The sequence below is a fragment of the Bacillus paranthracis genome (assembly GCF_001883995.1).
Lineage (GTDB): Bacteria > Bacillota > Bacilli > Bacillales > Bacillaceae_G > Bacillus_A > Bacillus_A paranthracis.
Genome location: NZ_MACE01000009.1, coordinates 90,396 through 117,340, shown reverse-complemented (window position 1 = coordinate 117,340; position 26,945 = coordinate 90,396). Strand labels below are relative to the sequence as shown.

Genomic DNA, 26,945 nt, shown 5'->3' with positions numbered 1-26,945 from the left:
TCGCTTCTTTTAGAGAAATTCCTGCAAAAATCTACTTTTCTCAACTTTAAACTTACACTTTACGCATTTACTCTTTGAAATTCTTTCATTGTGTCATTTAATTTTGTAGGAAATGGTACATCCACTTCAATCTCTTCTTTCGTAATTGGATGTAAAAAGTTTATCTTCATCGCATGTAACGCTTGCCTAGACATATATTTCGTTCCTCCACCATATAAAACATCCCCAACTAACGGATTACCATTATAGCTCATATGAACACGAATTTGATGGGTTCTACCAGTTTCTAATTGTAACGTTACAAGCGTAACATTTTGTTTTCTAAAATACTTCTCTACTTTATAATATGTAATTGCTTGATCTCCCTTTGGAGAAACACGTCGTCTCGTCGCATGATGGCGATCTCTTCCGATAGCCGCATCAATTGTTCCTTGCTTTTTTTTCACCTTGCCTTCTACAAGAGCTGCATATGTTCTTTTAATTTTTCGTTCCATTAATAAACGATCCATAATTGCACCAGCAATTCTATGCTTCGCAAACACGACACCACCTGTCGTATCTTTATCTAACCGATGAATATGACGAACCTTCGTCTCTAAACCTTGCATTTGAAAATGAAAGGCAACAAGGTTTGCAAGTGTTCCCATCCCGCCTTTTTCAGAAGGATGCGTATCCATCTTCTCAGGCTTATTTACAATGAGTACATGATCGTCTTCATATACTACATGTAATTCACCATATTCAGGCTCTACATCGTATTCTTCCTCCATAAACATATGAACTTGCAACTTATCGCCTTCTTTTAAAAGCTCATTCCATCTTCTCTGTTCCCCATTAACGGTAACACCTTTTTCCATACGAAGCTGATGTAACAACTTTTTCGGTATTTCCCATTCTATTTTTAATAACGACTCAATGCTTATACCATTCCATTTCGCTGGCACAGTCATTTCGCACCATTCGCCCTTCTTCTTCGTTTCCATACTGTATCACCTTATTTCTATTGATTCTCTCATTGTAACGGAAAATACACTTTGATGCACCGTCAAAAATAGAGGACAGTCTTATAATAGACTGCCCCTCATGCTCTACGCCTTCTCATTTCCTGCAACACTTCTTCCGCTTTTTGTTCATATGATAAATCTTTAAAGAAATCCGCCAACCTCTTATAATCGTTATACGTATCTAATAAGTCATCCATCTTTTCTACTTTCATCACTTGTTGTTTTTGCTTCATTTTTACCGGATAACGATAGCCCGATACTTCTTGTATTTTGTAATACTCATCCTCTACTTGAATGACCTTTACAAGTTCCTCTTCTTCCGCATCCATCGTATACCCATCAAAATCTCTAAGCAATTCATAAATAATATGAGTCCATTCATCTTTTGGATAAAATCCTTTTTCTAACCGATAACCGACAATGCGATACATATGCCCATCGTTTTCTGCAAACTGTACTGTATCATTTAGCTTAAATTTAAAATAACGAAACATTGCCTTCACCTACTTATATGTAATGTTCTTATCACATACTATTTGCAAAATGTAGGTCTTGCTATTCATAAAAAAATACTCATCTATAAGATGAGTATTTTTTACGATGATTTTTCTTTTTTCTTTCGAAATGGTAACCACCAGTTCCAGTCTCCAAACAATTTCATTAAACTTGGTACGAGCATAAGACGAATAATTGTTGCATCAAGAAATATCGCTAATGCAACGCCAAGCCCCATTTGTCGTACTGGTAAAATATCAGTAAAAGCAAACGCACCAGTTACAACAATCATAATTAATGCAGCTGATGTAATAATTCTACTTGTTGACACAAGTCCTTCTAACGTCGCCTGATCGTTATCCCCTGTTTCTTCATACAGTTCATGAATACGCGAAATAAGAAAGACTTCATAATCCATGCTAAGCCCAAAGACGAGGCCGAAAATGAAGATTGGTAAAACAAATAGAACTGGACTTGCTTCTAAACCAAAATGACCACCTTCGAATAACCAAACAACAATTCCAATTGTTGCGCTTAAACTAAGTATATTCATAATAATCGCCTTAATTGGAATGAGTATAGATCGAAATGCAAATAATAATATAACAAAAGTCGATCCAAATATAACAGACATACCAATTGCAACTTTATCTTTAATTTCATCTTCTAACTCTTGTTGGAACGTCGTCATTCCGCCTAGATAATATGTAACGTTCGTTTCTTTATAATTTTGTTTAAAATCACGCACCCACTGTTTCGCAATTTCTGTACGTGGTTTTGTATGTAAAAAGACTTCGATTGTTGTCTTATTTCCTTTCGTATACGATTCAAATACCGGAGCTATTTTAGCAGCTTCTGGCGACTGTAACATCCCCGCAACTTGCTCTGATTTCATTCCATTTAAACTGTCGTATAAACTTCTTACTTCATATACTTTCTTATCATCTTTTAACTTTTGAACGACTTCTTCTACCTTTTGTAAACTTTCTTTTTCTTTCATATCTTTTTTCGTCTCTACCACTAACGTAACATCAGCATGTGTTTTTGCAGTTTTATTAAATGCCTCTTCGTACTTCTCATATGCAATTCTTGTATCACTTTGTTTAGGTAAAGCTTCTACGTCAGGGAACTGTAAATTAGCTGTACGTAATGGTAATAAACAAATCACAATAAATGTTGTAACAACAATAATCATCGCAATTGGATGTTTCATTACAAATTGTGCAAATGTACGCCATGCCTTTGCCGGCGTATGTGCTACTTGATTCTTTTTTAATATTCGTTTACCAATTAATGATAATAACGCTGGAAGAAGTGTGAGCGAGAATACAATACTCATAATCACAACAATCATTCCACTAATTGCGACAGACTGAATATAATCGATTTTAAAGAAAAACAAACCGGATAGGCCAACGAATACACATAATCCTGAAAATACGATTGCCCGCCCTGCTGTCTGATATGTAATTGCTATTGCTTCTTTTACCGTTCGCTTTGCAACTTCCTCTCGAAAACGATTTACAAATAATAGCGCAAAATCAATAGATAGCGCAAGTCCGATCATCGGTGCAACATTTAGCACAAAGATAGATAGTTCCTTATCACTACCTATAAAATATAATATGCCCATCGTACTAATAACACTAAGTGCCCCATTTACAATTGGTAAAATAGATGCCAAAAGGCTACCGAATGAAAATAGTAATACGAGAAATGCAATTGGTAACCCAATCATCTCTGCCACTTTTAAATCATTTTGCGTTCTTTCATTAATCTCTTTATTAATTTTCGGAAACCCTGTAGGTGTTACTTTTAATGCTGTATTACTTTCCTTTTCAATTTTATCAGCAAATTGTAATGTCTTTTCCATTCGTTCTTTATTGGTTTTTCCGGAAAATAAAATTGTCGCATAGCCGATATCATCTTGTAACATTTCTTTATTTTGCACTGGATGATGGAAAGATTCATATGTCTCTTTCTCTTGAACATTCTTTACAATTTCCTCTAACTGCTTTTTAAATTCCTCATGTGAAACACCTTTATTTTTTTCAAAAACGAGTAGGAGCATATCTTGAGACCTCTTAAAATCTTTATCTAAAATTTCTTTCGTTTTTTGATAGTCCCCTTCTGTTTGGAAACCGTCACCACCTAATACTCCCGGTAGCTTTGGAGCGAAAATACCGAGCGCTATCGCAACCAATAGTAATGCTACTATTACTGTATAACGAAACTGATACAAAAAAGCTCCTAATTTTCCCCACTTATCTACTTTATGTACATTTGTTTTCACACATTTTCACCTACTTTACATCATTCAATTGTTACTTATAATGTATCACATCTTCATGCAAACAAAAAACGTCTGGAAACACTATAATGATAGTTTTTCCAGACGTCTTTTTATCTCTCTTTATTAAGTCCCAATCTCTCGGTAAGTAAACGATGGCAATAAATCGCCATAATTAACAAAATACCACCTACGCAATAACCTGCTAAAATATCAGTTGGATAATGTACATTTAAAATAACTCTACTTAATCCAATCGATACGATTACTATTCCCATGAAAAGCGTTATCACATATTTTCCGGTCACACTCTTCAAATTTGCCACAATGATATAAGTAAGAAATCCAAATGTCATAATAGATAACATTGCATGCCCACTAGGGAAACTATATCCAAGCGCATCCAACGTTTCATTTAACGACGGACGATCCCTTTTCATAATTTCTTTTATCCCTTTATTCACAAGATGTGTTGTTAAAATGCCCATTGGATATACAATCATCGCAGCATAATAACGTTTTCTCCAAAAAACAAGTAAACTTATAATAAGCACAGTTACAATCCCAATGGCAGAACCTAATTTTGTATAGTGTGAGAAAAATGTAAGCGAACTTTCTGTTTGTAACCCTTTTACTACCCCTCGGACATATGTATCCATCACTGTAACGCCGCCAGCATGTACTCGCCAAGCAACAATGCCAAATACAGCAAATAATAAACCGATACACATTACCTCATATTGATGCAACTTCTTCAAACGATTTCCTCCTACTATGAAAAAATGCGATTTCTACTGTAGAAACCGCATTTTCTTACTTATTTACCTTTTGTTTTTAACTCTGTCCAGTAACGGTCGTAGTCTTTTAGCTTATCGTCTACATCAACAAGCCATTCTGTACGATCTAATTCTTCTTTCGTTAAGAAGATCATGTGGTTATCACGATATTCTTTACTATGAAGAGGGTGAGCTTTTTCATTTGGATTACTGTATCCAATTGACTCGTAGTTTTTCACACTTACTTTTTCATCTAATAAGTAGTTCATAAACTTCTCTGCAAGCTCTTTGTTTTTTGCACCTTTTGGAATTGCTAACGTATCAGCCCAAATTGTGCCGCCTTCTTTTGGTACAACGTACTCTACATCTTTATTATCTTTTGCGATAAATGCTGCATCCCCAGACCAAACTGTTCCGATCCAAGCATCTTCTGTAATGAATTTTTGTTTAATATTATCTGTATCAAATGCTAATAAGTTTGGAAGTAGCTTCTGTAAATCAGTTGCTGCTGTCTTTAACTGTGCATCGTCTTTCGTGCTGTTTGAGAATCCATGCTTCTTAAGACCCATTCCTAACACTTCACGAGAATCATTTAATAAAGTTACATGCCCTTTATATTTCTCATTCCATAAGTCAGCCCAGCTTGTAGGTGCTTCCTTCACATACTTTTTATTGTATGCAATACCTGTTACGCCCCAAGTATATACTAAAGAATATTTATTCTCTGGATCAAACGCAGGTGTTTTGAAATTAGAAACCATGTTTTCGATATTTGGGATATTCTTTTTATCTAACGGCGCTAATAAATCCATTTTCGCCATCGTTTTAACCATATAATCCGACGGCTGAATTAAATCATACTTAGCGCCACCTGCTTGTAATTTCGCAAGCATTTCTTCATTACTTGCATACTTATCATAGTTAATTTTCACGTTATATTTCTTTTCAAAATCTCTTAGCACTTGCTCATCAAAATTGTCAGCCCAGCTATAAATGTTTAACTCTTCTTTTTTTTCACCACAACCAGCAAGTACACCAGCAACAAGGCTAAAGCTAATTGCTGCGCCGGCTAATCTTTTCATTAATTTCATCGGTTTTATTACCTCCTCGTACTTTCTATATCGTTCGTATTATAAAGGAAGGTGTCCTCCAGAGTTTTCTTCACCATCTGCACCTTTGTTACGGAAGATTTCAGATAGAACCATTAATCCTACGATAGCCACAATTAAAATTGTAGAAAGTGCATTAATTTCTGGTGATACTCCGCGCTTAACCATACTGTAAATGTATAATGGCAATGTTGTTGATCCTGGTCCTGATACGAAGAAACTAATTACAAAATCATCAATTGATAATGTGAATGTTAATAATGCAGCCGAAATAACTCCTGGTGCAATTGCTGGGAAAGTTACAAAACGAAACGTTTGCCACGGCGTTGCTCCTAGATCGTTCGCAGCCTCTTCTAAATCACGTCCCATACCAGAAAGGCGTGCTGCTAAAATAACGACAACAAATGAAATACTAAATGTAATGTGTGCAATAATAATTGTTGTTTTACCAAGTTCCATACCTAATTGACTAAATAAAATAAGTAAAGATAATCCCATTAAAATATCAGGAATTAAAATTGGTAAATACACAAGACCATTAATAGCACCTTCATAACGATATTTATAACGATGTAATGCAATTGCGAAAATCACACCAAGAACAGTCGTTACAATCGTCGTTACGATCGCAATCGTCATACTATTTACAAATGCATCAATAACATCTTGTTTTTGAAATAAATCTGTATACCAATGGAATGTGAACCCTTCCCATTCCGCATTAATGCGAGAATCATTGAAGGAATATACCATTAAAACCATCATTGGAAAATACAAGAACAATAAAATTAACCAAGAATAAGAAACTAAAAACTTCTTCATTTTTGCCTATTCCCCTCCGTTCCCATCATATTTATATACTTTCGTTGCACGATAATATAAGTAAATTAACAGAACAGAGAATAGAACAACGATCATAGATAACGCAGATCCAAACGGCCAATCACGCGCTCCTAAGAATTGATTTTGAATTACGTTTCCGATTAATGCTACTTTCGATCCACCCATAACGTCTGATACAACAAACATTCCGATAGAAGAAACAAACACTAAAATAGAACCGGTAGCAATCCCTGACATCGTCATTGGTACTGTAACATTCCAAAATGCCTTTACTGGTGTTGCCCCTAAATCATAAGCTGCTTCTAGCTTACGCTTATCAAGCTGCTCAATCGCTGCATACACCGGTAAAATCATAAATGGTAATAAAGAATATACCATCCCAAGTATTACAGAAGGTGTATTGTATAGTAAATTTAAGGGTTCACTAATAATGCCTAGCTTCAATAACAATGTGTTTACAAGACCTTGTGAACGTAAAATAACAATCCATGCGTAAGAACGAACAAGGAAGTTAATCCAAAACGGGATCGTTGCCAATAATAAAAGAATGGAACGATATTTACGATCAACAATTGTAATTGTATATGCAAATGGATAACCGATCAGTAAACATATTACTGTCGTGATAACCGCAATTTTCACTGTTTCCCATAACGTCCCCATATATAATGGGTCAAATACACGTGCTATGTTCTCTAATGTAAATTGCATTTCCACTGTCCCATATGCTCCGCGCTGCATGAAGGCAAATGCCAATACAAACAGAAGGGGAATTAGGAAGAAGATTAACAGCCATGCGACTGTAGGTAGTGCGAGTAATTTCCCTTTTTTCAATTTAAGGTCACCTCGTCCTCTTGCTCCCAGCCTACGTATACATTATCTCCAATGCTCCACTGCGCTGCTTCTTCAGCAGTTTGATATGCCATTAGTAATTCTGATGTTTTCTCATCACGTACATAAAGCTTTTCCATATTTCCAACAAACTCAATGTCTTCAATATGTCCAAGGTGGTATTCTTTTAAAATCTGCTCTTCAACCGAACGCACTTTTACATTTTCAGGGCGAATTGCTACATAGCCTTCCCCGTTTTTCACAATATTATTTTCACCGATAAATGTCGCAACGAACAACGTTTTCGGCTTATTATAAATTTCTTTCGGCGTTCCGATTTGTTCAATATGGCCTTTATTCATAACAACGATACGATCACTCATGCTCATCGCTTCTTCTTGGTCGTGCGTTACGTATATGAACGTAATTCCTAAATTACGTTGTAAGTTTTTCAATTCACGTTGCAAGTCTTTTCTTAACTTAAAGTCTAATGCTCCAAGTGGCTCGTCTAGTAATAATACACGCGGGTTATTTACAATCGCTCTCGCAATTGCTACACGCTGCTGCTGTCCACCAGAAAGCTTTGCAGGTTTACGATTACGGAACTCAAGTAACTGCGTTAAACGCATTGCCTCTTCAGCACGCTCTTTTTGCTCTGCTGCCGGTACTTTCTGCATTTTCATACCGAAACAAATATTTTTCTCCACATTCATATGTGGGAATAACGCATAGTGTTGAAACACTAAGTTCATATGACGCTTATATGGTGGCAAATCGTTAATCTTTTCATCATCTAACAAAAGATTCCCTTTAGTTGGTGTTTCAAACCCTGCGATCATACGAAGTAACGTCGTTTTCCCGCAACCACTCGGCCCTAAAATCGTTAAAAATTCCCCTTCTTTAATATCTAAAGAAAGCGGTGGGATAATCACTTGATTTCCAAAATGTTTTTCTACTGCTTCAACTTTAATAATCTTTTTCATTTTCCCGTCCTATCTACCTCAAATTTAAATTTTTATATTCATGAATACATATTTATGTTCTATAGACTATTTTTTGTTTCGATCCAAACAAAAATGGTTATTTAGCAAGCGTTCACTTCTATTCTTTATGTAGTATGTTTGATTCATTTTCGCCTGATACATAATGTCGAACAGAAAAACCCCTTCCATTGCGAAGGGGCTTTTATCATACGGCTACGCCTACTGATAAACACCATCATCATTTTAACAACTTTCGTATGAATTTTAAAGCACTTTTTGTAGAAGAGTAGCGAATTTTCATATCGAATGCCGTAGATTGGGCTAAAATGCTTTTATAATGTGAAAAAGTCCGAAAACTTTCTTCCCCATGATAACTCCCTAATCCACTACTTCCAACGCCACCAAAAGGTAAATATGGCGTTGCAAGATGATAGACGACATCATTAATACAGCCTCCGCCATATGAAATATTACTCGTCACTTTCTTTTGTACCTCTTTATCTTCAGAAAATACATATAACGCTAACGGCTTCGGATGTTGCTGGATTGTGCCAATTACATCTTCTATATTGTCATACTCTATGATTGGTAAAATCGGACCAAAAATTTCATCTTCCATAACGGAACTTTTCCATGTAACATTAGTTAACACTGTTGGTTCTATATGTAAAGTCTCTTTTTTATAGTTCCCACCAATTACAGTTTTCCCATCTTTCAAAAACGTACATAAACGTTCAAAATGACGCTCACTCACAATTCTTACATAATTATCATTGTGCAGTGGCTCTTTTCCATACTGCTCCTCAATTTCATGTCGCAACGCTTCAATTAACTGTTCTTTCACGGAAGCATGCACATACATATAATCAGGTGCTACACATGTTTGTCCTGCATTTAAAAACTTCCCCCACACAATCCTTCTTGCCGTTACATCTACTTTCGCATCTTTATGTACAATACATGGACTTTTCCCGCCAAGTTCTAACGTAAGCGGCGTCAACTGTTTTGCTGCTGCTTCCATGACAACTTTCCCAACGCCCACACTACCTGTGAAGAAAATATAATCAAATGGTTCTTTCAGCAAAGCTGTACTCTCTTCAACGCCGCCTTCTACTACCGCTACAAGCTCTTCTTGGAATAAATCCTCTAACATCCTTGTAATCACTTTGGAAACGTTTGGCGTTAACTCCGACGGTTTTAAAACGATTGTATTTCCAGCTGCTAGAGCTCCTACAAGCGGTGCAATTGCTAATTGAAACGGATAGTTCCACGGTGCAATAATAAGTGTCACACCGTACGGTTCGGGCACTACTTTCCCCTTTGATCCAAAATGAGTAAGTGCTGTTCGAACACGCTTCGGTTTACTCCACGATGAAATATGCTTCAATTGAAAAGAGATTTCTTTTAATACATATCCCACTTCCGTTGTAAATGACTCATGAACTGACTTATTTAAATCTAATTTTAACGCCTGAAATATTTCTTCTTCAAAACGCTGAATGCCTTCATAAAGCTTCTTCAAATTATTCTTTCTCACTTCTACACTTCTCGTATGGCCATTATAAAAATATTCCTTTTGTTTATTTACAATAGAAGAAACACTCATTCATTCACCTTCTCCCACTATTTTCATCCAATTCTTTCATTATTTATATAGACTTCATATATAATAAATTTCTATTCGTAAAGTTACATTATATATAATTTCTTTTTGTATATAAAATTCATTGCTCACAAAAAAACTACCGAAAGAAAATCTCTCGGTAGTTTTGCTGTATTAACGATATAAACGAACAGCACCTGCAGAATTATCATCAGCTTGTCCTACTACTTCAAACTTCAGGCCAAGATTCGGTAAAATACGTCCTGCATCTGGAATCTGTTGATTAATATATGTTTTTGAATCATCAAACTTCGGTACACCCGCTAAGCCATCATACGTAAATGTTCCACGCGTTGGAGATACAACTTTCCAAGCTGGTGTTTTGTCGAATGAGAACGCCGCATCAGCAATTTGGAATCGTGTACTACTCTTAACTGTCGGTTTACCATTTAAAGTTCCTACAATTGCTTCTGGGTGAGAATCAACTACGCCAAGGAAACCGTGTCCTGGATGTACGCCAACCCAGTTATCTGTGTAAGCTGAATCCGCATACCATACAACCATACCAGTGTTAAATACTGGACCGCGTGCAAATTTCAATGCGTTATCTGCACCAGCATAGTTTCTCCACTCTACATAATAGTTATGTTTTTTCTTCTCAGTTCCGTTAGATACAACGAAGCCGTCTAATTTTAATTGTGGTGTCCCTTCTGCATCATCAGAGAATACTACTTTACCATCTACTGTTAATGAAGCATTATCAAGCGCAAATCCATTTAATGCTAAACCACCATCAGTAATGTAATCAAATGTTAATTTTACTTTCTTACCTTTGAATTGGCTTAAGTCATATGATTTGTCAATCCATTTTCCATTTGTCGAATCTGCATTTCCACTATTAGCTTTCTCACCAAGTCTTTCAATTAACGTTTGTTTACCATCTTCTGTTACAGCATGTACTTCAAGGAAGTCATACTCTGCTTCGATTTCATATAATGATTTGAAATCAAATTTTGCAGTAGTTGCATTCGTTAAATCGAACAGCGGTGTTTCCATCTTCGTATGAAGATCGTCACCTTTTGTGCTGTAGTAATACTGTTTTCCAAATGCAGGATCAATTGTTTTTACATCTTTATCAGGTAAGTTAACACGAATCATACCTGGGCGGTTAGATTTCGTAACACTTTGGTCTAAATATGTCGCTAAACCGATACCTTTATTTAATTTCTCGTAATCCACTTCTACGATATTTGCCCAGTTACCACCGATTGTTTTTTGGAAAAACTCTTTATTTTGCGGTGAGAAACTCGTTGGCGTTGTTCCTGCAATTTTACCAGCCCAGCTTCCGCCACTCATAACAGACCAAGCTTCAATTGGCTCACCTTGACCGCTATATTGTGTATCGTACTCATCCGGAAGGCCTAAATCATGACCATATTCATGTGCGAATACACCAACCGCTCCATCTTCTGGTTCAATTGTGTAGTCAAATGCTGCAATCTTTCCGCCCCAATATGGAACTTTTGCTTGCGTGCCTTCAATTGGGAATGGCTTTGGTCCAACAGTCCAGCGATGTGACCAGATTGCATCATCACCTAATTTACCACCACCTGCTTCTTGTCCAACACCCGCATGAATAATCATTAAGTGATCGATTAAACCGTCCGGTTGATTTTGATTTCCATCACCATTTACATCGTATTGATCGAACTGGTCAAACTCTGATAAATCAATGCCGCTATCTACAGCTGCTTTTAATGCATCTTTTACTAAATCACGAGGTCCTTTTGGCCCTTTATTATCATGACCACCGCTCGCAGCATCTGCACCGTAATCAGCAGCTTTACCAGGAACTGTTAACCATTTTGTAACTGTTCCGTCTACTGTATAACTACCGCCAGATTGCTCTTCATAATATTGTTTAAACGTTTCGATTTTACTTCCGTCATCTAATGTGAATGGCTCATTACCGAATAACATTTTTTCATAATGTTCTTTGTTAAAGTCTTCCGAATACATATAACCAGGTTCTTTATCGATATTGTTATGTTTAAAGTCAGCGTACTCTACAAGTAAAACGAGTACTTTATCTTTACGAACATCACCGTTATACGCTTTTTGCTTTGCCGGAGATGTTGGTACTTTACCATTTAGACCACCTTTAACTGGTCCTGTCGCTGCTGGTGTTCCTGTTGCAGGTTTGTCTAACTTTTCTTTCGTATCTGCTTTCGCATCTTTCACTTTCTTTATAAAGTCAGATGCTTCTTTCGTAAGTGGATCCCCATTTGATACTTCTTTCCCAGGATTTTCACCCTTTTTGTTCTCTACGTATTTTTCGACAGCTTTCTTTGTTTCTGTCTCTGAAGCCTTCGAATCAATTACCCCGCGTTTTTTTAGCGCATCTGCTAAACGTTCTTCCGGAATTAAATGATCATCAACTGGGCTCGTAGCTGTCTTATTAACAGGCGTTTCAGCATATGCAGACTGACCACCTGCTCCGAATGAAAGACCTAATACAGCTGTCAAAGCGATCGATGATAAAACTTTGAACGGTTTCTTGTTCATCCCTTATTTCCTCCCCTAATAAATAATATGTATTACAAATTGAATTTTATTAAAAATTCAATATTTTTTCAATATTTAGTCATATTATGTAATGTTTTTAATATATTTGTAAAAATTCCATAGTTAGCATACGAATATATCACAATTCAACAATGTTTTCTGAAAATATTGAAAATATTTGTCAGAAACTTTATAATCGCCATAGAGGGAATTTAATGGGGATTTTATCTTTGTTTTATCTACAAAATATTTGATAATTCACTACATAAATACAAAATCTGATTGTATTATCACGTATTCTGTAGCAGCAGTTATGACCGATAATTAGGGAGGAATTACATTTGTACAAAGATAAGACTGACGCATTGGATCAAGAATGGATTGATTTAATACTTGAAGCTCTAGACGCTGGTATCGCCTTGCAAGATATCGAACATTTTTTCCAACGTATGAAGCCGGCCACTCAGGCTCAATAGGTTTGTTCTTTTTAGCGAAGTTTATGTTATAATAATGACATCATAAGACGACGACATATTGATAGAAAGGTGCGCAAATATGATTGGAGAACGTATAAAACGCCTGCGTTTACAAAAAGGTATTTCATTAACTGAACTTGCCGAAAAAGCTGGCGTTGCTAAATCTTACATTAGTTCTATAGAACGAAATTTACAAAAAAACCCTTCCATTCAGTTTCTTGAAAAAATTGCAGCAGTTCTACAAATTCCAGTTGATACTCTACTTCATGATGAAACAACAAAGGAAAATCACTTAGACTCCGAATGGACACAACTCGTTAAAGATGCAATGAACTCCGGCGTCTCCAAAGAACAGTTTCGTGAATTTCTTGAATTTACAAAATGGAAGCAAGATCAAAAATAATAAATAGAAAGAAGTGCTTACAATCGGCACTTCTTTTTTCTTTATAAAAAAAAGCGGGGGATACCCGCTTTTTTATTATTTTTCTTCTCCAGCTTCTTGGTTAGCATTGAACGTCCATTCTAAATTCAATGAATCACCTTGGAAGATATTTTGGTCTTTTCCATCATCTACAAATTCAAATTGTACCCATAAATAATCCTCTGTACCAGCTTCTAATCCACCCTTTTCTCCCCACTCAGGAGCAAAGATGTCTTTAGCTAAAAGATCTGGATCAGTTTTTTGTAAGTCTGCTAAAGTTGTTTCATATACAGGCTCACTTTGTTTATCCCAGTTCCAAAGGAATTTCACTTTAACGTGCTTACCAAAGTCTTCACCAGCATTATCGCCCTTTGCATCTTTCACAGTATACTTTGTCGCTAGTTTAACGTCTTTAATTGTTAATGAACCGCTATTCTTTAATAAGAACTCTTTCTTAACAGAATCCCCTGGTTTTAAATTTTCAATATTCACAAGCGTTGTAGGGTCTAATGTAAGATCTAACGTCCCAGCTGCAAATGTATTGTTCGATACTTCTTTATCGCTAAAGTATGCGAATGTTCCTCCACCAATTAAAGATAACCCCAATGCTGCTGATGCAACTCCCATACCTAATTTCTTTTTCAGACTCACAATCAATTCCCCCTAGCTGTTTTTTTATATTTTTATTGCTATCTCTTATTTAAAATAAGAGATGTAACTAAAACTATATTAGCATTAGCTAATATTTGTTCTTTTTTAAAAACCTTATGTTCATTATAACGAACAAACCTATATAAATACAACAAATATTTATTAATATTTTCAGTTATTTTTATTTCTCAATATTATTTTGATTTTTCTGAATTTGTATACATATATTTTAAGAAACGGAATAAGTGCGAGGGAAAATACTCCCTCACACTCATTTACATCATTTTTCCCATAACTGGAGTCCGTTTATTCTAATGATTACTTATGCTTTTCATGAGTTCCTTGCTCAAGATTTTTAGCTGTCTCTACTTGTTTCTGTTCTTCTACTTTCTTCTGTTCTTCTGCTTTCTTCTGTTCTTCTGCTTTCTTCTGTTCTTCTGCTTTCTTCTGTTCTTCTGCTTTCTTCGATTCTTCTGCTTTCTTCGATTCTTCTGCTTTCTTCTGTTCTTCTGCTTTCTTCTCCTCTTCTGCTTTCTTCGATTCTTCTGCCTTCATTTGAACTTCTGCCTCTATCGCATCATTTAATTGTTGGTGAAGAATCTGAATTTGTTCATCAATCGCTTGCAAACTAGCTTCTTTCATAATATAATCGCGCTTCTCTTTTATACTGTGAAAACCTTCATTCACATATACGGCCACTTGTTGAATCGATTCACTTTTATTCACTTTTAATTCTTCTTGTATTTGATTATAAGGAGTTTCTATTTCAATATATACATTTTGTAGCGCTTCCTCCTCAGAAGCAATTTTCTCACGTCCTTGTTGCCACACTACAATTGCCTGTTCAATTTCTTCTATAGAAGTTACTGCCAACTTCCCCTTCATTTCTCCATACTCATGCTCAATAAACTGTTTGTGTTTCTCAGCTTCCTCTTTTAACGTATCAACTGTTTTTGGAAATATAATCGCTGTAGAAAGAGCGGCTTCCACTTTCGTTTCATGAATAAATGCAGCTTCTGTATACGTCATAATTTGAGATCCTAAATAAAACGTAATAGAGCACATACAAGGCAATATAAGCATCTTTTTTAATTTCCGAGGTGTTTTCAGCATCTTAATCTCTCCTATCGAACAAGATGTTCTCTATATAGAACGTTACTTTTATTATAATAAAGAACGATACAAAATGATAGCTATATACTAGAAAAATAGAAAAAGGACTATCCATTCGATAGCCCTTTTTCATATTATTTTGCTTCCCCTTCTGTTTGTTGTGCATCAAACGTCCAAGTTAATTGTACCTTATCGCCTTGGAATTCGTTTTGATCTTTTTTATTATCAACGAATTCAAATTTCACTTTGAATTTATCAGATTTACCTGCAGAAATACCTTTTTCATCCCAGAACCAAGCTGATAAATCGTTATCAACCGCTGTAAGTGTATCCTTCTTCAATTTATCTAATGTGGTTTTCTTCACAATAGTCTCATGTTTATCTACATTTTTTAAGAATGTTACTTCAATATGTTTACCGAAATCATCTTTATTATCTTTCTTTGTATCTTCTACTTTATATTCTGTTTGTAATAAAACCTTTTTAATATCTAAAGAGCCTTTATTTTCTAGTTTAAATTCCTTTTCAATTGTATCGCCAGGTTTTAAATTCGATACATTAACAACTGTTGATGGATTTAATGATAAATCAAGCGTACCAGCCGCAAATGTATTGTTTGACACTTCTTTATCACTGAAAAATGCAAATGTTCCTCCACCAACTAATGCTGCCCCTAACACTGCTGATGCGATACCCATACCTAATTTTTTCTTTAAAGTCATGTCCATATCCCCTTAATCTATATATTTGTTAACTTCCTAAACGGAAAGTATAACCAAATGAATTAGACGGATTGTTCTACTTTTTTCCCTTTCTTTTCGCCGTCAATGCTACGAATCGCACTAAAAATAGTAATAGCGGAATATCCTAGTAAAAAGACTCCTGGAATAATAAGAAGCAAAGCCGCTCCAGCTTTTGAACTAGCATAATTTAATGCATACCCTACATAAGGAACTGTAATATCCGCATATTTCCCAATTACATTCTCTGCACGTACTGGTTCTAAATCTGGGCCGTTGTTGTTATCCCCTTTTGTTTCATACGTTACTTTTCCATTTGTATCTTTCACACCGATAATACGGTGAGTGATAATTTTTTCATCTTTCTCTTTAAAGGTAATCACATCACCTTTTTGATATTTAGAGCCATCTTTCGTCGGCTCTATCGCAATGATTGATCCCGTTAAAAATGTTGGTTCCATCGATCCTGATAAAACTGATTTAAATTGATATCCCATCACCGTTGGATCCCCACCGCTCGCTTTTGAAGAAATAACTACAAATGCTAAGCAAATCATCAATGCAAATAAAACAAATGAGATAACGTTGCTAATCACCTTCCAAATTAATTTCATCGTTTCTCTTCCTCTCCGTTGTTTTATATTATTTGAAGTATGCAATATTCACCTTTGTTCTTTAACAAGAACACAAGTAAATAATATAACGAACAAACTAGAAATGCAATAAGAAGATTTACAATTATTAGTTATTTTTAATATAAAAAAAAAGACTGTGACAAATTCCCTTCACAGCCCTTTAAACTAGTATTTATTTCTCTTCTGACTTTATTCCTTTTGTATTTCTACGTAGTACTACAAATAAAATAGCGCCAAATAATAGGGCAGCACCTATCCCAATACTTATTATTTTCACATTTGATTCGTTTACTTCAGGCTCGACCGTATCTTTTTTAGGCATCGCAAAAGTAACATCTTCTTTAGAAAGAACATTTACCGTCGCAATTGTTTGATTATTCTTCGTAATATCAACTGCCCCAACAACCTCACCACGATGAATTCCTTTATGATATAAAGAATCTTTATCTAATGAAGCCGCCCTGAACGTCGTCTTCACATTTTTCCCTTCATCTTTCTTGAGCATCAGTTCTGCACTTTGTTCAAGTTCGCTATCAATATCTTTATTTAAATACGTTGTCTTTTGGTGCCAACTATGTTTATCGAGTACAGTTTGCTTCACAAATTGACCAAAAGAATAGTCCGCCATCTGCTTCAAGTCTTCATAAATTTCAGGTCTTTGAGAAGCCATTACTACATTTATAATACGATTTCCATCCTTCTCATTTAATAAAACGAGCGTATTGCGTGCTTCATTTGTAAAACCCGTCTTACCGCCAATACTATATGGATTTTCAAAATAAGTAGATTTATTAAAAATAGACACCGTCTGTCTAGATGTAGTAACTGTCGTTCTTTTCGTGTTCATCGCTTGTAAAATCTCAGGGTACTTTTGCACACCTCTCGTAATCATAGCCATATCAAATGGCGTAGTATAATGGTTCGGATCATGCAATCCATTCGGTGTGACAAAATGACTATCGGTAGCGCCTAATTGTTTCGCTCTCTCATTCATCATATTAGCGAAATTCTCAACACTTCCGCCAATACGCTCCGCAATCGCATACGACACATCATTTGCACTCAGCACCATTAAAATCATAAGTGCAGTATTTCTATTAATCGTCTCACCAGGTTGAAACTCAATTTGATAATTACTCTTCTCTTGATCTAATGCTAATTGTGAAAACGTAAATTGATCCTCTGGCTTCGTATGCTCCATAAGTAAAATCGCCGTTAGTACTTTCGTCATACTAGCCGGAAATGCGCGATGATGTGCGTTTTTATCATACAAAACATCTCCAGTTTTCGCATCAATCGTAGTTGCAAACTGACTAAAAACATTTGGTCCTTCCTTAGGTGGTGGCGCCACTTGTTCTGGATTCACTCCAATATTCGTCTCAGCACGTAACGTCATAGGTGTCAAAAAAAATAAACAAATAACGGTAACAAAAGCCAAAATTTTCTTTAAATTTACCATATGACTCTCCCTTTTCACTATACTCTCACAGTTTAAAAATTGAATCTACCAATCTATATGTAATTTGTATTAAATTGGAAGAATATTCACTGTTTTTTACTATATCATACTTTTACGATAAAGAACATAAATACACAATAAAAAATAAGAAAGAATTATTCTTTCTTATCCTTCTCATCAATCAATGAATCTATTAAATTTTGACTAGCTTCCTCAGGTGTAATCTCATCTGTCATCCCCATAAACGACCAACCTTTAGAATCGACCCACTCAACAAACTCTTGTAAAAACTCATCATGTGTAACATCCACATCAAGAATTGAGCCATTAATTGAAATCGTTCTATTTCTAGATACGCGCATCTTGAACGTCTTCCTTACCATTACAATAATTCTCCCTCTACTTCTGAATAATTATAAAATAATCTTGTATCTCTGTTATACATGATTTTCAGTAAATTGTAAAAAGGATATATTGGCCAATTTGGATATTAAACGTAGAAATCTCTTATCCTACATAAACCTCGTACGATATACAAATGGTCATAGTATTCAACAATTAGACCATTTAGATGAATAAAAATTATGGTCTTTTGGAAGATATCACGCAAAATAGTATAATTTGAATAAGAGCACTAAGGCAGCTCCTTTTAGATGAACTTTTACGTTGTAGACTTAGAGACTGATGCGGAAATTACTATTTGGTTCCTATGTCTATACATAATATTGCTGGAAAGAAGGTAGTACGGTGAAAACAACAGAAAATTTTACTGACAAGGCCGATATATATGCGAAATATCGCCCTAGTTATCCTAATGAATATATTGATTATTTGCTTTCGGCTAACGAACTAAATGAGAATCAAATTGTGGCCGATATTGGTTCAGGTACGGGGATATTTAGCCGCCAGCTGCTTGAAAGTGGTTTACATGTTATTGGAGTTGAGCCAAATGATGACATGAGAAAAATGGCAGAACAATCGTTAAACCAATATCCTCGTTTTCAATCTATAAAAGCAACTGCTGAAAATACCACTTTAAAAGAAAATAGTGTAGATTTAGTGACTGTTGCCCAAGCATTTCATTGGTTTGATAAAGAAGCTTTCAAAATCGAATGCCAACGAATTTTGAAACAAAAAGCACATGTTGCTCTTGTTTGGAATAGTAGAGATGTAACTAGTCCACTTATTAAAGAGAACGCAGAAATTTGCCAGAAAACCTGTCCAACCTTTAAAGGCTTTAGCGGTGGAATAGATGAAACGCCAGAAATGTTTAACAGCTTTTTTAAAGATGGAAAATACGAGTTTAAAGAATATCAAAATGATTTACTTCTTGATTATGATGGATTTTTAGGAAGGAATTTATCAGCGTCCTATGCTCCGAAAGAAAATGACGAACAGTATAAAAACTTTATTTTTCTCCTATCAGAGCTATTCGAAAAATACAGTAAGAATGGAAAAATTATTCTCCCAAACTTAACGCGAAGTTATTTGGGCAATGTGTAAACGCCGGACATATAATTAACCCTCACCAATCGGGCATGATCATTGAATAAACCTTAGCTTTATTGTTATATGTTGAGTACAATGCAGTACACTATATTGAAAATTAAGCAAGCATACTCCCGGTCTGGAATTAGGACGGGGGTATGCTTGTTTCGTGTGATGAAATTTAATAGCTTTATTATCTTTTTATAAAAAACTCACATTTTATCACACGAAATACACTTGACTTTATTACAATGAAATGGAATATATTAGAAAATACCGAAAACCGAGGAGGAACTTCATGGCGCACTGTACGTATTGTAAAACGAAATGGAAAGTAAAAGATGTATGGTCGATACTCGTAACATTTGAAAAAGATTGTCCGTATTGTTTCGGAAGGCAATACCTATCAAAGAAAACAATAAACGCTATGCCAGAACTTATAAGCTTACCTTTACACTTCTTATTCCCTTTTCTTGTTCATTTAAGTGATGAGGGGCCTTTAGATTGGTATCGAAAAAAATAATATAACCGCTTTATTCAAACCCTCTTTTCATTACATTCTCTACTTATATATTCCTTAATACACTACTAACTTGATCCCAAATTCTTTCCTTTCAAAAGATGACTATAAAAATATTGTAAAATTTCAGTTAATTATATATAATTGCTTTAACATAATGAGTAAAGATGCTATTACATAAGTATTTTTGAAGATCCCGTAGCTCAGCAGGGAGAGCGCCACCTTGACAGGGTGGAGGTCGTGAGTTCGAGCCTCTCCGGGGTCATATCCTTTTGTATCAACTGTTGATAATTTCATATTTTGACCAAAACTAACGGTGAGTACCGCTCATGTTTTGATTGAAACTCCTCCTTTAACTCTAAATGAGAATGAAGGAGGTTTTTTTATGTCTTTAACATACTTCACTGAAAAAGAAATCGTAAAAAAACGACAACCCCACAAACGAAAAACAAGCAAAATTTCAAAAGAAAATTCTGTTGAGCGTGTATTTGAAAGATTTATTGATAGCAAAGTAAAACAGAATTTACGTCCCAAATCATTAAATCAATTCCTTCTTATGTTTAATAGTATAAAAGCATTTCATGAAACACAAAATGCTCAAACATTTTATATGACTGACATTACAACACACTTCATTTCTGACTGGGTTTATTGGTTAAAAAATGAATATGTACGCTTTGATGGTCATGCTTACGTGCCTGAAAGTGCTCAAACTGTTGGATTAGCGGATGAAACGATTTCCAGTAGAATCAAACGTTTGAAAACATTCATCAATTGGTGTTTACGCCAAGAAATCATCAGCAAAAATCCATTCAATAAATTTGACGGATTCCGTAAAGATAACACGCAAATTGATATTCTCTCAGTTGATGAATTGAACAACTTATTGAAAGTGGCGAAATCATATTCCAATAAGAGTTTCAAACATTTTCGTGATTACGTATTATTACACCTTCTCGTTGATGGCATGTTTCGTATCACTGAAGCATTGTTGTTATCGCCATCAGATATTGACCATACAAATCGAGCGGTAATTATTCAATCCAATAATGCCAAATCACGCAAAACCCGTACTGTACCATTATCAAATAAAACCTATCGTTTACTAATGCAATTGCTAGAAGAAAACGAAGCATTTGAAGATGATGTTGATGATTTAATTTTTCTATCACTGAGTGGTCGTATGCTAAGTAAAAACAATGTATTACGTGATATGAAGAAATACGCCATTGAAGCAAAAATAAAAAAACGTTTTTATTTACATTTGATACGTCATTCAGCCGCTACACATTATTTATCATCTTCTGGTGACGTTGAATCGTTGCGGAAAATCCTTGGACATGCTGACTTACGAACAGTGCTCATATACAGTCATTTAGCGGATACTACCGTTCAAGAAAAACATGCTACTCATGGATTTTTCGGAAGTGAAAATGTAATCAATCGTAAACGAAATAATAGAAGAAAATAAAAATAAAACCGTCTACTCCCCCACCGACCAAAGTTTGGGATTAAACGGTTCAGCACAAATCCCAGAAGGACTTGCTTATTTAATTGTAGCAAAGTTTCTTCTCCATGAAAAGGAGAACACTTATGTGTATTAAAAATGAAATCAACCACATTCAGAAACGGTTGCTTGAACGACTGCACGTTAAAAATGGATCGACGTTATTTACTATTATCAGGGCAATTTCTCAACAAGCATACGCAAAAGGCTCATTCGTAGTGTCACAAAAAAATTCCACATTAGCGGTTAAATGTGATGTGACCGCTTCTACTATTTCACGCAACTTAAAGAAAATTAAGGACAAATGCTCTGATTTAATTCAAATTGAGCAAAATCGTAATACATCAGAACAATTCGCTTCACTAGTATTTACGCTGATTCCACAAGCCAACTTAGGCGAAATGTCTCAGTTAAATGATGAACGTCAAACGGTAATGTCAAACGGTGAACAAACGGAAGAATGCAATGATGATGCGGTATTTCATGATATTGCTGAATCGCCTTCTGAAAATTTTTCTATTCATTCCGAAGTATATATTTCTAATCCTAATAAAGTTATTGATACTAGTATTGTTAAACAAGAGGACGTTATACAAAATGCTATTATTCACGAGGAATATGTACATGCACGAAAAAACGGAATCAGTAAAAACCTATTTTTTAAAGTGATTGATGGAATTAAAAATAAACGTGGCATTAATAGTTTAAGGGCATATATCCGTGGAGCAATCAATAATGTAATACACCATATATCGTTCCGTCGTGGAGAAAAAACATACGATAATCCAATGAACCAATTCTTTTATGAATGGCTGCACGAATGAAATAGGTCGAATTTTCGGCATATCTAGCGATATTTAAGCATATTTTATTGAATATTAATATTCAACGAACAGTCGTTTGAATGACCGTTTTTCCTAAATGTGGTAATAATGATGTATGCCATATAAGGAGTGATTGTATGCCATCTGATGAAGAATATGAAAATATGACTATCGCTGAAGGTTTAGGAGAATATAGTAAATTAATGAGGATGTTTAAAAAGCGTGGTGCTACGAGGACAAATAATTTCGTAGGAGACATGGGTGAATCTATTGCAATTGAACATTATAATAATTCGCCACAACTACCAAATTTACGTATGGTTGACGTAGGAATGAAGTACATAGATGCCATTAGCGATAATAATGAACGTTACAGTATAAAAGCGACACGTACTAAAATGACAGGAGTGTTTAATGGATTGAATGACCCTGATTCCGATATGCCACAAGAACAATTATTTGAATATGTGATAGTGGTGTTATTTGATGAAGAAGTTTCGCTCAAAGCGATATATGAGGTTGATTGGGAAGCGTTTATGTCATTGAAGAAGTGGAACAGTTCAAAACGTACATGGTATTTAACCATCACCAACGTGTTGAAGCGTAAAGCGAAAATAATATATGAACAGTAAACAAAAAAAATACCACACACCAAATTAATGATGTGTGGTCGTTAGAACATTGACATAGACTTCGCTATCTAACCGAAAAGAGCAAGTAACAGAAATGGAAGGTTTAAGTTACTTATACTACTATTATAGGGAATGGATCGGGTTTGTAAGGAAGCCAAATAGAAAAAGATAGAACTTTTTTCATATGTTTGCTTTACAATTGAAATCAATCCACTACAATAGCATTGTGAAAAGAAATTGACCTTTGATAATCTAATAAAATGCTGATTTTACTCATAAAAAAAAATAGGAGCCGATTTCTCGACTCCGTATTGATTACTTCATTTTTAAAGCTTTGATAGCATCTTTATTTAATACTTTACCATCCATGTAACCATCTAATAGCAATAAGTGAGAACCACGTAATGCTTGAGTTGTGTCGTCAGAGATGTGTTTTAAAGTTAAACCTTTTTTAGTCATTGTAGCATAACCTTCACCAAGGTTCACGAATAGAATCGCACGTTTACCAGTTTCCATGTTTGGCATAGCTTCTTGGATTAATACAGGTTGTCCAAATAATTTGTAGATTGGGCCAGTTGTTGCAACGTCACGTACTAGGAAGTAGTCACCGTTAGTATTTTTTAATTTTGAAATTTTATTAAATACTGGACGAGACATTACCCAAACTGCTTCACCGATGTACTCAGGGTTCATTGAGTTGTAAACATCTAAAAGGTCGTCGATTGTAATTTCAGTAGATGAAGCTGAAGTGATATCTTCATATGTTACGTTGTTTAAGATACCTTCAAATTCACCTTTTGTTTCGTCACCGACTAAAACGGTAGCATCAAGTTTTATACCTAGACGACGAGATAAGATGTTGATAGCATAGTTAACTACATCAATACCAGAGTCATTTACTAAATGTTCTGATAATTCGATAGCTGAACCAACACGTTTTTGGTCTAAGCGGATTTTATCCAGTGTGAAATCATTTGCCATGCTTTGTGTGTTCATTTCACCAACGAAAGCTGCTGTACCGATTGATTTCTCACGTAGGATTTCTAAAAATCCATTTACAGGCGTAAAGTTTTTTGTACGACCAAAAATTTGTGCCGATTCATTTAATTTTTCAACAATGATATTTGATAAATGAGTTGGAACTGTTAAGCTACCTGGTGTTGCTCCAGTAGTTACCGCACGAACTTCACGAATTTCATCGCCATCTGTTTTACGTAAAAATTGTTCTACCGCACGAATTTCTTTTTCTTGTGTTAATTGAGTATTTGTCATTATAATTTCCTCTTTTCTTTGAGATAGGTTTCTTGATTCAACAGATTGAATTTGCTCTTTGACCTTTTGAACTTTGTCCCAAATTGCTTCTTGACGGAGTTGTTCAGAAGGAGTAATAGAACGGTTTTCGGTTTCGACTTTGTCGTCAATTTGTTGTGATTCCGCTAAAAGTTCTTGTTTGTATTCATCCAGTTCTTTGACTGACATAGAATTTAATTTCATAATTTTCTGATTCCTTTCTTCGAGATTAGGCACTTCAACGTCCTGACGAATATCGTTTGAACGTGCTTCCACAGTGCTTTGTGTGTACGCTGGGTCTGAAACAATCGAACATTCGTATAACGCCAATTCAGTGATGGAACGCTTATTTACGCCATTTTCTTGTTTCCAATCATCGTCGAGGACGACCATTCCAAAGGACATGTTGTTTAATGTCCCTCGTTTGATAAGAGCGTGAATGTGTTCTGATTGATTGCTCGGAACAAGATTTGCTTCCATTTCCAAACCTCTTGATGTTTCTGTAAGTTTCAAAGTTTCATCTTTTGTTCGTGCCAGTAACATGTTGTTGTCATGTTCAAGCAAAAGTTTTACGTCATTGCCACGTTTTAACGCATTTTCAAATACACTTGGCATTACACGTTCAACGAATGGATTACCGTGTTTGTCGTATAATGTTTGTGACCATTCACCAGTTGGATTAACCAAACCACGCACAAAAAACCCGTCAGATGATTGGTTAACCTCTGACAGGCTGAAACTTCGTTGTTCAATTTTTTGGTTCGTCATTAGCAACGACCTCTTTCTTTTTATTTTCTGTGCCACCGTCCATGTTAGGCACTTTCATATCATCCGTTTTTGGATTGTATAAAACATGATTTAATCCCCACATGAACACATTCTTTTCGATGTTTGGTAAATCAAGTTTTTCACGGGCTTCATTGATTGTTAATAACCCCTTTTCGAGTCCTAAAGCAATTGCTTCTGTGCGCTCTTTTTCTGTAGCACGTAACAATTCACTGACATCGAAACGGAAGAAATAACCCTTCACTTTCTTTTCTCTGGTCGTTAATAATTGACGGTCAAACGCTTGTTCAAGAGCGACGAGAATAGGAGCAATTGTGTGCTTTAAGAAATGCAAACTGTTTTGTTCGACAGAATTGTATTTGTTTGCTTTGGAACTAATCATGCTTTCAGGTACGCCAAACAATTTACATATTCTTGATTCAGTTCTATCCATTGTTTCATTCATTTGAATTTCATTAGGATTCATTGAAATTTTTTCATATTCCATACCTTCTTCAAGAATTACAGTTTTCGCTGAATTGCGAACGCCACCGTAAAGTTTTTGCCATGCGAGACGTAAAGCGTTGATTGCTTTTTCATTCAATCGTGCTTTCGTTTTTAAAATTCCTAAAGGCAATGCTCCACGTTCGTAAATGCCATTTGTATGTTCAATTTCTGCTAATGCTTGTTTGAATAACTTATCACCACGTACCAATAAACCTTCGCCTTCAAATGCGTTAATCGGATTGTTCAATACTCGCAATAATTCATTTGGTTTGAACGTTTTGTGTGTATTTCCACCAACATATTGACCTGTAAATGCGGTCAGTTGATATTCGACATCTGTATGTTTGATGCCATCGTTATATCTTTTTGTGATTTCCATATTTTTTGCGGGTAAATAATTCAGTTCTTTTAATGTACGTTTGAGCTCACCACGAACCGTTTCATGTTCATTTTGCTTATATGCAAATGCTTGTCCGTGTAATAAGTAATCTTTGACCATGTTTTTTATTAAATCTCGAGAAGACATGTTTTCTTCGTTTTCTTGGTTCAATAAAAAATGACGGTCATCTTTTTTAATTTTCTCAACCGATCCATCTTTGTTTTGTTGTTTTAAATCAATCGGCAAACTTGCGATTGTATTTGCGATTAAACTTACACACGCTTCGACAGTTGGAATTTCCATTACTGTTTTTTCATTAACGGTCATTCCACCGAACAACGCACTGTTTGTTGTAATTTCAACGCCACCGAATGTTGGTTTTTCTTCGATACTACGTTTTTCGGTTTTATTCCAAAACGCCATATTATCAATTCCTTTCATTAGAGATAAAAAAATAGACGTAACATCACGTTACGCCTACGTTAAATATTTAATTGCTTTATAATGCCAACAAATGGAGGTTGTTGACACTAAAAGAAATTAAACGGGTTGTGTGTGCAAATGTGAAGAAGTGACATTTACACGCTCCGAAAAACAGTAACAGAAATGGAAATAACGGTTACTGTAAATATGGTGTAATTTCCGTTACACCAGTTATCACCGTAGGGGAATAAAACGATGATAATTGCTATAACGGAAATCATTTAAATTCATTCCACCAACCTTTAATCCATGACAATGTAAACGGTGGTCGGTCATTTTCCGCTAACATTTCATTAATTTTTTCTAATGCTTCCACTTGTTTTAATTCTGTTTCTCTTTCTCGTATTTCTTCAAGTTCCATTACTGCAAGAATCCTGTAATATTCATCTTCGCCAATGATTTTAATTAACGATTTATCAAGTACTGCCATGTGGTCACCATCTTTCATAAAAAATATCCCGCCTTTTTTCCGATAAAGACGGGACGATTAAAAATAACCTAAGGAGAATGCTTATGTCAGAAGCATCAATTTGAAGGTCGTGCTAAGTGACCCTCA

At 35.3% G+C, this 26,945-nt stretch carries 26 protein-coding genes and 1 tRNA gene; 8 read left to right on the top strand and 19 right to left on the bottom strand.

Annotated elements, in window-relative coordinates; genetic code table 11:
• Nucleotides 1-59: 59 nt before the first annotated feature.
• The 10 genes from BAQ46_RS02930 to inhA1 all read right to left on the bottom strand — a co-directional run bounded on the left by BAQ46_RS02930 (nt 60) and on the right by inhA1 (nt 12,499).
• Entirely contained in the window at nt 60-983 is a 924-nt protein-coding gene (locus BAQ46_RS02930) for an RluA family pseudouridine synthase (RefSeq protein WP_000448363.1), read from the bottom strand.
• Between the two features lie 98 nt (nt 984-1,081).
• Complete coding sequence (locus BAQ46_RS02925) at nt 1,082-1,498, bottom strand: hypothetical protein (protein WP_000490297.1); 417 nt, start codon at nt 1,496-1,498, stop codon at nt 1,082-1,084.
• Nucleotides 1,499-1,599: 101 nt separating this feature from the next.
• On the bottom strand, nt 1,600-3,792 hold the full coding sequence (locus tag BAQ46_RS02920) for an MMPL family transporter (RefSeq protein ID WP_071741603.1): 2,193 nt from the start codon (nt 3,790-3,792) through the stop codon (nt 1,600-1,602).
• Nucleotides 3,793-3,902: 110 nt separating this feature from the next.
• On the bottom strand, nt 3,903-4,520 hold the full coding sequence (locus tag BAQ46_RS02915; protein WP_002027288.1) for a phosphatase PAP2 family protein: 618 nt from the start codon (nt 4,518-4,520) through the stop codon (nt 3,903-3,905).
• Nucleotides 4,521-4,606: 86 nt separating this feature from the next.
• Nucleotides 4,607-5,656 carry a spermidine/putrescine ABC transporter substrate-binding protein PotD gene (gene potD, locus BAQ46_RS02910; protein ID WP_000772498.1) on the bottom strand — a complete coding sequence of 350 codons (1,050 nt, stop codon included), beginning with the start codon at nt 5,654-5,656 and terminating at the stop codon, nt 4,607-4,609.
• Nucleotides 5,657-5,695: 39 nt separating this feature from the next.
• Nucleotides 5,696-6,496, bottom strand: a complete 801-nt coding sequence (gene potC / locus BAQ46_RS02905; protein ID WP_000714198.1) for a spermidine/putrescine ABC transporter permease PotC — start codon at nt 6,494-6,496, stop codon at nt 5,696-5,698.
• Nucleotides 6,497-6,502: 6 nt separating this feature from the next.
• Nucleotides 6,503-7,351, bottom strand: a complete 849-nt coding sequence (gene potB / locus BAQ46_RS02900; protein ID WP_000715494.1) for a spermidine/putrescine ABC transporter permease PotB — start codon at nt 7,349-7,351, stop codon at nt 6,503-6,505.
• Nucleotides 7,348-8,331, bottom strand: a complete 984-nt coding sequence (potA, locus tag BAQ46_RS02895) for a spermidine/putrescine ABC transporter ATP-binding protein PotA (protein WP_000720320.1) — start codon at nt 8,329-8,331, stop codon at nt 7,348-7,350. The genes potB and potA overlap by 4 nt, the downstream gene beginning before the upstream one ends.
• 238 nt (nt 8,332-8,569) lie before the next feature.
• Complete coding sequence (locus BAQ46_RS02890) at nt 8,570-9,937, bottom strand: aldehyde dehydrogenase (protein ID WP_071741602.1); 1,368 nt, start codon at nt 9,935-9,937, stop codon at nt 8,570-8,572.
• A 171-nt stretch (nt 9,938-10,108) separates the two neighbouring features.
• Nucleotides 10,109-12,499, bottom strand: a complete 2,391-nt coding sequence (gene inhA1, locus BAQ46_RS02885) for a M6 family metalloprotease immune inhibitor InhA1 (RefSeq protein WP_071741601.1) — start codon at nt 12,497-12,499, stop codon at nt 10,109-10,111.
• Between the two features lie 341 nt (nt 12,500-12,840).
• On the opposite strand from inhA1, the gene BAQ46_RS02880 reads away from it, so the two are divergent.
• Together BAQ46_RS02880 and BAQ46_RS02875 are read left to right on the top strand one after the other, a co-directional pair.
• Nucleotides 12,841-12,975: an anti-repressor SinI family protein gene (locus BAQ46_RS02880; RefSeq protein WP_000276215.1), complete on the top strand. Its 135-nt coding sequence runs from the start codon at nt 12,841-12,843 to the stop codon at nt 12,973-12,975.
• 79 nt (nt 12,976-13,054) lie between these two features.
• On the top strand, nt 13,055-13,378 hold the full coding sequence (locus BAQ46_RS02875; protein ID WP_000578880.1) for a helix-turn-helix domain-containing protein: 324 nt from the start codon (nt 13,055-13,057) through the stop codon (nt 13,376-13,378).
• A 75-nt stretch (nt 13,379-13,453) separates the two neighbouring features.
• Here BAQ46_RS02875 and calY read toward each other — a convergent pair whose 3' ends face one another.
• The 6 genes from calY to BAQ46_RS02845 form a co-directional block, all read right to left on the bottom strand.
• A complete protein-coding gene (calY, locus tag BAQ46_RS02870) occupies nt 13,454-14,047 on the bottom strand; it encodes a biofilm matrix protein CalY (RefSeq protein ID WP_061131183.1) in 594 nt (197 codons plus the stop codon).
• A gap of 318 nt (nt 14,048-14,365) precedes the next feature.
• Nucleotides 14,366-15,160 (bottom strand): DUF4047 domain-containing protein, encoded by a 795-nt coding sequence (locus BAQ46_RS02865; protein WP_071741600.1) that lies wholly within the window; start codon nt 15,158-15,160, stop codon nt 14,366-14,368.
• 134 nt (nt 15,161-15,294) lie between these two features.
• Nucleotides 15,295-15,882, bottom strand: coding sequence for a TasA family protein (locus BAQ46_RS02860; RefSeq protein WP_061131181.1), 588 nt, complete (start codon nt 15,880-15,882; stop codon nt 15,295-15,297).
• 62 nt (nt 15,883-15,944) lie between these two features.
• Entirely contained in the window at nt 15,945-16,514 is a 570-nt protein-coding gene (sipW, locus tag BAQ46_RS02855; RefSeq protein ID WP_061131180.1) for a signal peptidase I SipW, read from the bottom strand.
• A 193-nt stretch (nt 16,515-16,707) separates the two neighbouring features.
• Nucleotides 16,708-17,994: a D-alanyl-D-alanine carboxypeptidase family protein gene (locus BAQ46_RS02850; RefSeq protein WP_061131179.1), complete on the bottom strand. Its 1,287-nt coding sequence runs from the start codon at nt 17,992-17,994 to the stop codon at nt 16,708-16,710.
• A 155-nt stretch (nt 17,995-18,149) separates the two neighbouring features.
• Nucleotides 18,150-18,377 carry a hypothetical protein gene (locus BAQ46_RS02845; RefSeq protein ID WP_000251865.1) on the bottom strand — a complete coding sequence of 76 codons (228 nt, stop codon included), beginning with the start codon at nt 18,375-18,377 and terminating at the stop codon, nt 18,150-18,152.
• Between the two features lie 364 nt (nt 18,378-18,741).
• On the opposite strand from BAQ46_RS02845, the gene BAQ46_RS02840 reads away from it, so the two are divergent.
• The 6 genes from BAQ46_RS02840 to BAQ46_RS02815 all read left to right on the top strand — a co-directional run bounded on the left by BAQ46_RS02840 (nt 18,742) and on the right by BAQ46_RS02815 (nt 22,965).
• Nucleotides 18,742-19,497: a class I SAM-dependent methyltransferase gene (locus tag BAQ46_RS02840; protein WP_071741599.1), complete on the top strand. Its 756-nt coding sequence runs from the start codon at nt 18,742-18,744 to the stop codon at nt 19,495-19,497.
• A gap of 283 nt (nt 19,498-19,780) precedes the next feature.
• Nucleotides 19,781-20,005 (top strand): hypothetical protein, encoded by a 225-nt coding sequence (locus BAQ46_RS02835; protein WP_000929648.1) that lies wholly within the window; start codon nt 19,781-19,783, stop codon nt 20,003-20,005.
• Between the two features lie 189 nt (nt 20,006-20,194).
• Nucleotides 20,195-20,267: transfer RNA gene (locus tag BAQ46_RS02830), tRNA-Val, on the top strand.
• A 120-nt stretch (nt 20,268-20,387) separates the two neighbouring features.
• The gene (locus tag BAQ46_RS02825; protein WP_249024543.1) at nt 20,388-21,473 is read left to right on the top strand and encodes a tyrosine-type recombinase/integrase; all 1,086 of its coding nucleotides are present in this window, start codon (nt 20,388-20,390) and stop codon (nt 21,471-21,473) included.
• 122 nt (nt 21,474-21,595) lie between these two features.
• The gene (locus BAQ46_RS02820) at nt 21,596-22,333 is read left to right on the top strand and encodes a hypothetical protein (protein WP_249024542.1); all 738 of its coding nucleotides are present in this window, start codon (nt 21,596-21,598) and stop codon (nt 22,331-22,333) included.
• Nucleotides 22,334-22,470: 137 nt separating this feature from the next.
• A complete protein-coding gene (locus BAQ46_RS02815; protein ID WP_071741596.1) occupies nt 22,471-22,965 on the top strand; it encodes a DUF6998 domain-containing protein in 495 nt (164 codons plus the stop codon).
• Between the two features lie 315 nt (nt 22,966-23,280).
• Here the strand turns inward: BAQ46_RS02815 and BAQ46_RS02810 are convergent, their stop codons facing one another.
• The 3 genes from BAQ46_RS02810 to BAQ46_RS02800 form a co-directional block, all read right to left on the bottom strand.
• On the bottom strand, nt 23,281-25,023 hold the full coding sequence (locus BAQ46_RS02810; RefSeq protein ID WP_071741595.1) for a phage major capsid protein: 1,743 nt from the start codon (nt 25,021-25,023) through the stop codon (nt 23,281-23,283).
• Nucleotides 25,004-26,329, bottom strand: a complete 1,326-nt coding sequence (locus BAQ46_RS02805; RefSeq protein WP_071741594.1) for a phage portal protein — start codon at nt 26,327-26,329, stop codon at nt 25,004-25,006. Before BAQ46_RS02805 ends, BAQ46_RS02810 begins: the two co-directional genes overlap by 20 nt.
• A 277-nt stretch (nt 26,330-26,606) precedes the next feature.
• Nucleotides 26,607-26,837, bottom strand: coding sequence for a hypothetical protein (locus BAQ46_RS02800; protein ID WP_249024541.1), 231 nt, complete (start codon nt 26,835-26,837; stop codon nt 26,607-26,609).
• Nucleotides 26,838-26,945 lie beyond the last annotated feature (108 nt).

Excerpts from the sequence above, each read along its gene's own strand:
- BAQ46_RS02930 (WP_000448363.1), bottom strand. The coding sequence starts at position 983 with ATGGAAACGAAGAAGAAGGGCGAATGGTGCGAAATGACTGTGCCAGCG.
- BAQ46_RS02925 (WP_000490297.1), bottom strand. The coding sequence starts at position 1,498 with ATGTTTCGTTATTTTAAATTTAAGCTAAATGATACAGTACAGTTTGCA.
- BAQ46_RS02915 (WP_002027288.1), bottom strand. The coding sequence starts at position 4,520 with ATGTGTATCGGTTTATTATTTGCTGTATTTGGCATTGTTGCTTGGCGA.
- potD (WP_000772498.1), bottom strand. The coding sequence starts at position 5,656 with ATGAAATTAATGAAAAGATTAGCCGGCGCAGCAATTAGCTTTAGCCTT.
- potC (WP_000714198.1), bottom strand. The coding sequence starts at position 6,496 with ATGAAGAAGTTTTTAGTTTCTTATTCTTGGTTAATTTTATTGTTCTTG.
- potA (WP_000720320.1), bottom strand. The coding sequence starts at position 8,331 with ATGAAAAAGATTATTAAAGTTGAAGCAGTAGAAAAACATTTTGGAAAT.
- BAQ46_RS02890 (WP_071741602.1), bottom strand. The coding sequence starts at position 9,937 with ATGAGTGTTTCTTCTATTGTAAATAAACAAAAGGAATATTTTTATAAT.
- inhA1 (WP_071741601.1), bottom strand. The coding sequence starts at position 12,499 with ATGAACAAGAAACCGTTCAAAGTTTTATCATCGATCGCTTTGACAGCT.
- BAQ46_RS02875 (WP_000578880.1), top strand. The coding sequence starts at position 13,055 with ATGATTGGAGAACGTATAAAACGCCTGCGTTTACAAAAAGGTATTTCA.
- BAQ46_RS02865 (WP_071741600.1), bottom strand. The coding sequence starts at position 15,160 with ATGCTGAAAACACCTCGGAAATTAAAAAAGATGCTTATATTGCCTTGT.
- BAQ46_RS02860 (WP_061131181.1), bottom strand. The coding sequence starts at position 15,882 with ATGACTTTAAAGAAAAAATTAGGTATGGGTATCGCATCAGCAGTGTTA.
- sipW (WP_061131180.1), bottom strand. The coding sequence starts at position 16,514 with ATGAAATTAATTTGGAAGGTGATTAGCAACGTTATCTCATTTGTTTTA.
- BAQ46_RS02850 (WP_061131179.1), bottom strand. The coding sequence starts at position 17,994 with ATGGTAAATTTAAAGAAAATTTTGGCTTTTGTTACCGTTATTTGTTTA.
- BAQ46_RS02845 (WP_000251865.1), bottom strand. The coding sequence starts at position 18,377 with ATGGTAAGGAAGACGTTCAAGATGCGCGTATCTAGAAATAGAACGATT.
- BAQ46_RS02835 (WP_000929648.1), top strand. The coding sequence starts at position 19,781 with ATGGCGCACTGTACGTATTGTAAAACGAAATGGAAAGTAAAAGATGTA.
- BAQ46_RS02825 (WP_249024543.1), top strand. The coding sequence starts at position 20,388 with ATGTCTTTAACATACTTCACTGAAAAAGAAATCGTAAAAAAACGACAA.
- BAQ46_RS02820 (WP_249024542.1), top strand. The coding sequence starts at position 21,596 with ATGTGTATTAAAAATGAAATCAACCACATTCAGAAACGGTTGCTTGAA.
- BAQ46_RS02815 (WP_071741596.1), top strand. The coding sequence starts at position 22,471 with ATGCCATCTGATGAAGAATATGAAAATATGACTATCGCTGAAGGTTTA.
- BAQ46_RS02810 (WP_071741595.1), bottom strand. The coding sequence starts at position 25,023 with ATGACGAACCAAAAAATTGAACAACGAAGTTTCAGCCTGTCAGAGGTT.
- BAQ46_RS02805 (WP_071741594.1), bottom strand. The coding sequence starts at position 26,329 with ATGGCGTTTTGGAATAAAACCGAAAAACGTAGTATCGAAGAAAAACCA.
- BAQ46_RS02800 (WP_249024541.1), bottom strand. The coding sequence starts at position 26,837 with ATGAAAGATGGTGACCACATGGCAGTACTTGATAAATCGTTAATTAAA.